General features: G+C 32.0%; 6 protein-coding genes. 1 reads left to right on the top strand and 5 read right to left on the bottom strand.

All coding sequences use genetic code 11. The annotated features are described in order from the left end of the window. From IDG63_RS13995 to IDG63_RS13980, 4 genes are all read right to left on the bottom strand, one after another. Nucleotides 1-71: ammonium transporter (locus IDG63_RS13995; protein ID WP_206176462.1), on the bottom strand; the 71-nt coding region annotated here is incomplete at its 3' end. A gap of 207 nt (nucleotides 72-278) precedes the next feature. Beyond that, nucleotides 279-503, bottom strand: coding sequence for a sulfurtransferase TusA family protein (locus tag IDG63_RS13990; RefSeq protein WP_000581075.1), 225 nt, complete (start codon nucleotides 501-503; stop codon nucleotides 279-281). A gap of 59 nt (nucleotides 504-562) precedes the next feature. Continuing rightward, nucleotides 563-1642: a YeeE/YedE family protein gene (locus IDG63_RS13985; protein WP_000266884.1), complete on the bottom strand. Its 1080-nt coding sequence runs from the start codon at nucleotides 1640-1642 to the stop codon at nucleotides 563-565. A gap of 303 nt (nucleotides 1643-1945) precedes the next feature. Next, a complete protein-coding gene (locus tag IDG63_RS13980; RefSeq protein WP_001283612.1) occupies nucleotides 1946-2581 on the bottom strand; it encodes a redox-sensing transcriptional repressor Rex in 636 nt (211 codons plus the stop codon). Between the two features lie 252 nt (nucleotides 2582-2833). Here IDG63_RS13980 and IDG63_RS13975 point away from each other — a divergent pair, with 252 nt between their 5' ends. Then, a complete protein-coding gene (locus IDG63_RS13975) occupies nucleotides 2834-4762 on the top strand; it encodes an ABC-F family ATP-binding cassette domain-containing protein (RefSeq protein ID WP_000602074.1) in 1929 nt (642 codons plus the stop codon). Nucleotides 4763-4905: 143 nt separating this feature from the next. Here the strand turns inward: IDG63_RS13975 and IDG63_RS13970 are convergent, their stop codons facing one another. Continuing rightward, nucleotides 4906-5034 (bottom strand): hypothetical protein, encoded by a 129-nt coding sequence (locus tag IDG63_RS13970; RefSeq protein WP_001790685.1) that lies wholly within the window; start codon nucleotides 5032-5034, stop codon nucleotides 4906-4908. Between the last annotated feature and the right edge of the window lie 160 nt (nucleotides 5035-5194).

Raw genomic sequence — 5194 nt, 5'->3', positions numbered from 1 at the left:
CTTAATCCTGGTGTCATTAACCAAACTAATAATGTACACAAAAACATAAATATCGTATCGTTAAGATTCATACTTACCACTCCCTTGTTTTCATAATAATCTGACAATTTATAAAAAGCAAAAATGCGTTAAGTTTTATTACATCTTTTGGAATAAAATGTGCCACACTATATAAAAATGATTTCATGAACTAAAACAAAAAAGACTACTTACTCACTTTTAAATTAGCGGAAGTAGCCATAGAATCTAATATCTATTTTATTGTTAAAATGATAACGTTAAACTTTTTGAATTGTAATTGTCCATGAAGCATTATCAATTTGTTCATAGTTTGTTACAGGATATCCATTTTCTGCTGCCCAATTTGGAATAGCTTCCGTCGCTTGCGTGCAATCAAAATCAATTTTTAATTCATCTCCAGGTTGCAATGTTGCCATTTTCTTTTGCGCTTCAATTAACGGAAATGGACATACCATTCCTACTGTACCTAATTCGTGTATCATAATTATTTCTCCTTTTCCAATCACTTTTATTTGATCAACATCATTTGCATAATAATCTTCTATACTATTTGCGTTTGCTGTTTAACCTTTGCTGATTGTTGTTGTACTTTTTTCATTGGACGAACAAAGATAAAATGACTCATTGTCCATACACCAACTATCATCGATGCTAGCGCAATCCATCCTTGCCAAGTCATCGTTGCTGTTTCAACCAAACCGTTACCGATAGAACAACCACCAGCAACTGACGCACCAAATCCCATACATATGCCACCAATAGCACTGTTTCGTATTGTAATCTTGTCTGGCAATCGCCATTTAAATTCTCTTGATCCTCTAGCTGCAATATATGAACCAATGAAAATTCCTAGAACTAAAAAGACACCCCAATCAATAAATTTAGTTTCACCTGTAATCAAAAAGTGTACTAAATTTGCTGATGGCGTTGTTATACCTAAACCGTCATTTCTTCCAGTTGATGCACTCATTGGCCAAGCTAAGAGTGCGATAAGTCCAATTACAATTGCTGCAATAAATGGGTGGTATCGTTTTTCGAAAAGGTAATATCTAATACCTGTATAACGTTGCTTTAGTTTTGGAACAGCAACTCGAACTTTCTTATTATTGAGTGTTCTTACAACTAGAAAAATGGTGATTATAGTTAATATAACGACTAATCCCCAAAACGGAATGCCAGTTGTTTGAGACATATCACTATTTACATTCGTTGGTTGATTAATTTTATCCATTACTGGCTTTAAAATCCCTGTTTTAGTGATTGCTGCAGTAACAGCATATAATACCAATGCAATCCAACTACCAATTAGCCCTTCACCAGCGCGATACCAAGTACCTGTTGCACACCCTCCAGCCAATACTATTCCAATTCCAAATATAAAAGAACCTATAATTGTTCCCAATATTGGAAAACTATGTGCAGGAATTTGTAAAATATCTGTTGCCGTCAAAATCAATAATCCTATACTTTGAATAGTAATAGCGATTAATAATGCATAGAACATCTTATTATTCTTTTGCACATACATATCTCGAAAGCCACCTGTTAAACAAAATCTTGTTCTTTGCATGACAAAACCTAAGAGTCCCCCGACAATTAAGCCACTAAAAATCATCCACATAATCCTAACCCCTCATTTCCGATAAGTTTAGTATGTATTATAGGTGATGATTTTCTTGTTTTCAACCTTATACACAATATTTTTGATATTTATATTATATTCATATAAGGAAGGCGATTAATTACGATTCATCATTATATCTCTACGTGTTAATTTATTAACCTATAATATATTTATCAGCACAATAGTTTTTCCTTTCATTTTCAAACATAACAGAAAAAGCCTGAGACATACTTAGTCCCAGACTGTTCTATAATTAATTAAAGATATAACAAGGTTAATCATTCAAAGCTAACATCACATTTATTCACTGTAATTTTTCATAAAGAATAATAATGACTGTAATTCTATACCTAAGTCAATTTGATGTACTTGCACATCTGAAGGCGTATTAATTCTACCAGGAGTGAAGTTTAAAATACCTTTCACACCAGCTTGGACGAGTTCATCTGCAACTTTCTGTGCAACTCTTTCTGGTGTAGTTAGAATCACAACATCTATTTCTTCCTTCTTCAATGTTGTTATTAATTCATCGTTATCTTTTACAATAACGTTCCCTATTTTCTGGCCAATAACATCTTCTTTTACGTCAAACGCTTCTGTAATCGTCATATCGTCATGTATTGAAAAGTTATATGTGAGCAAAGCTTTCCCTAGGTTCCCAACTCCGACAATTGCGATTTTGATCATGTCACTCTCGCTTAGTTCAGATTTAAAGAAATCCAATAAACTATCTATATTATATCCGTACCCTTTTTTACCTAATTCGCCAAAATATGAAAAGTCACGACGAATTGTTGCCGAGTCAATTTGTAACGCATCGCTAATCGCTTTTGAATTTACACGATCTATACCTTTAGATTTTAATGAACTGACAAATCTATAATATAACGGCAAACGTTTTAAAGTTGCTCGAGGAATTTTAACTTGGTCACTCATTCGCTATTTCCTCCTTCGTGTTTGAATGAATTATATCTATGTATTCAAACGAGTTAGAGCGTAATTGTTAGATTATTAAAAAACAAATAATTGATTACAATGAATACCTAAATATTATACATTATTGAATTTTAAAAATAAATATCTTAGTTTCAAGACGGCGTTTTATACTGTAAAATGGTTATTAATGTAATAATTACGACTTTTTTCATAAGTTAATAAAATTTGCGAAAGACGAAAGGTGAAGATCGAATGATACTTTTACAACTCAATCATATATCAAAATCGTTCGATGGTGAAGATATATTTACTGATGTTGATTTTGAAGTAAAAACTGGTGAACGAATTGGTATCGTAGGAAGAAATGGCGCCGGTAAATCAACATTGATGAAAATTATAGCTGGCGTAGAAAACTATGATTCTGGAAATGTGTCAAAAATTAAAAACTTAAAACTAGGTTATTTAACTCAACAAATGACTTTAAATTCTAATGCAACAGTTTTTGAAGAAATGTCAAAACCATTTGAACATATTAAACGAATGGAAAGCTTAATCAAAGAAGAAACAGATTGGTTATCAAAACATGCAAATGATTACGATAGTGATACATATAAAACACATATGTCCCGTTATGAATCTTTATCGAATCAATTTGAACAATTAGAAGGATATCAATATGAAAGTAAAATTAAAACAGTACTTTACGGGTTAAATTTTAGTGAAGAAGATTTCAATAAACCTATCAATGATTTTAGCGGTGGCCAAAAAACACGTTTATCTTTAGCTCAAATGCTATTAAACGAACCTGATTTATTACTTTTAGATGAACCTACTAACCACTTAGATTTAGAAACGACAAAGTGGCTTGAAGATTATCTACGTTATTTTAAAGGTGCAATCGTCATCATCAGCCATGATCGTTACTTTTTAGATAAAATAGTTACTCAAATTTATGATGTGGCTTTAGGTGATGTCAAACGCTATGTTGGTAATTACGAGGAATTTATACAGCAACGGGATTTATATTATCAAAAACGAATGCAAGAATATGAAAGTCAACAAGCAGAAATAAAACGATTAGAAACTTTTGTTGAGAAAAATATTACCCGTGCTTCAACAAGTGGAATGGCAAAAAGTAGACGTAAGATTTTAGAAAAAATGGAACGCATTGATAAACCAATGTTAGATGCCAAAAGTGCAAATATTCAATTTGGCTTTGACCGGAATACAGGTAATGACGTCATGCATGTAAAAAATTTAGAAATCGGTTATCAAACTGCAATTACCAAACCTATGAGTATAGAGGTCTCTAAAGGCGATCATATAGCAATCATTGGGCCAAATGGTATTGGAAAATCGACCTTAATTAAAACTATTGCTAATCAACAAAAAGCGCTTAATGGCGATATTACTTTCGGCGCAAATTTACAAATTGGTTATTATGATCAAAAGCAAGCAGAATTTAAATCTAGTAAAACGATTTTAGATTATGTGTGGGATCAATATCCGTTAATGAATGAAAAAGATATTCGAGCAGTTCTTGGACGTTTCTTATTTGTACAAGACGATGTTAAAAAGATAATTAATGATTTATCTGGTGGTGAAAAAGCACGTTTACAACTAGCACTACTTATGTTGCAACGTGACAATGTACTTATTTTAGATGAACCTACCAACCACCTCGATATAGATTCAAAAGAAATGTTAGAGCAAGCACTCCAACATTTTGAAGGAACAATACTATTTGTTTCCCATGATCGTTACTTTATTAACCAATTAGCAAACAAGGTATTTGATTTAACAATTGATGGCGGAAAGATGTATTTAGGAGATTATCAATATTACATTGAAAAAGTTGAGGAAGCGGAAGCGTTGAAAGCGCACCAAGAAGAACAGTCAGTTAACGTACAAGCACATAAAAAGTCTATGGAACAATCGTCGTATCATAACCAAAAAGAACAAAGACGTGAACAACGCAAACTTGAACGACAAATATCCGAGTGTGAAAATGAAATAGAAACTTTAGAGACTACTATCTTACAAATAGACGAGCAATTAACCCAACCAGAAGTGTATAACAATCCACAAAAAGCAAACGAATTAGCTATCCAAAAACAAGATAGCGAACAAAAATTAGAACACGCTATGTCTAAATGGGAAGAATTACAACAAAAACTATAAAAATATACATAACTCTAACTGTAAAATCGCTATAGTTAGAGTTATTTTTTTACAAATTTTATTTTTTTTATTCACAATAAAAACGCTGATATTATAGCTATCCACAGACTTATCCTAGTTATCCACAAGTAAATTAACACTAATCAATCATTTATTTTCTGTTTTCCCACCTGATATCCACAATAAATGACGTTATCAACACCTTTTATCCACAAGTTATTCACTCTTTGTTGATAAGTACGCATGTTCTCTATTGACATTGTTTTTATCAAAATTCATTGTTAAGACACTTTCTTTATGAAATAAGGCTGGGACATAAATCCCTAAAAAACAGCAGTAAGATAATTTTCAATTAGAAAATATCTTACTGCTGTTCTCTATTTATACAATACTTCGTATTGAATGGCTTCGCTTTCCTAGGGTGCCGTCTCA

It is taken from the genome of Staphylococcus sp. EG-SA-14, from assembly GCF_017151935.1.
In the GTDB taxonomy this organism is placed as follows: domain Bacteria; phylum Bacillota; class Bacilli; order Staphylococcales; family Staphylococcaceae; genus Staphylococcus; species Staphylococcus aureus.
This window is presented reverse-complemented; position numbering and strand designations above follow the sequence as displayed.

Excerpts from the sequence above, each read along its gene's own strand:
- IDG63_RS13990 (WP_000581075.1), bottom strand. The coding sequence starts at position 503 with ATGATACACGAATTAGGTACAGTAGGAATGGTATGTCCATTTCCGTTA.
- IDG63_RS13985 (WP_000266884.1), bottom strand. The coding sequence starts at position 1,642 with ATGTGGATGATTTTTAGTGGCTTAATTGTCGGGGGACTCTTAGGTTTT.
- IDG63_RS13980 (WP_001283612.1), bottom strand. The coding sequence starts at position 2,581 with ATGAGTGACCAAGTTAAAATTCCTCGAGCAACTTTAAAACGTTTGCCG.
- IDG63_RS13975 (WP_000602074.1), top strand. The coding sequence starts at position 2,834 with ATGATACTTTTACAACTCAATCATATATCAAAATCGTTCGATGGTGAA.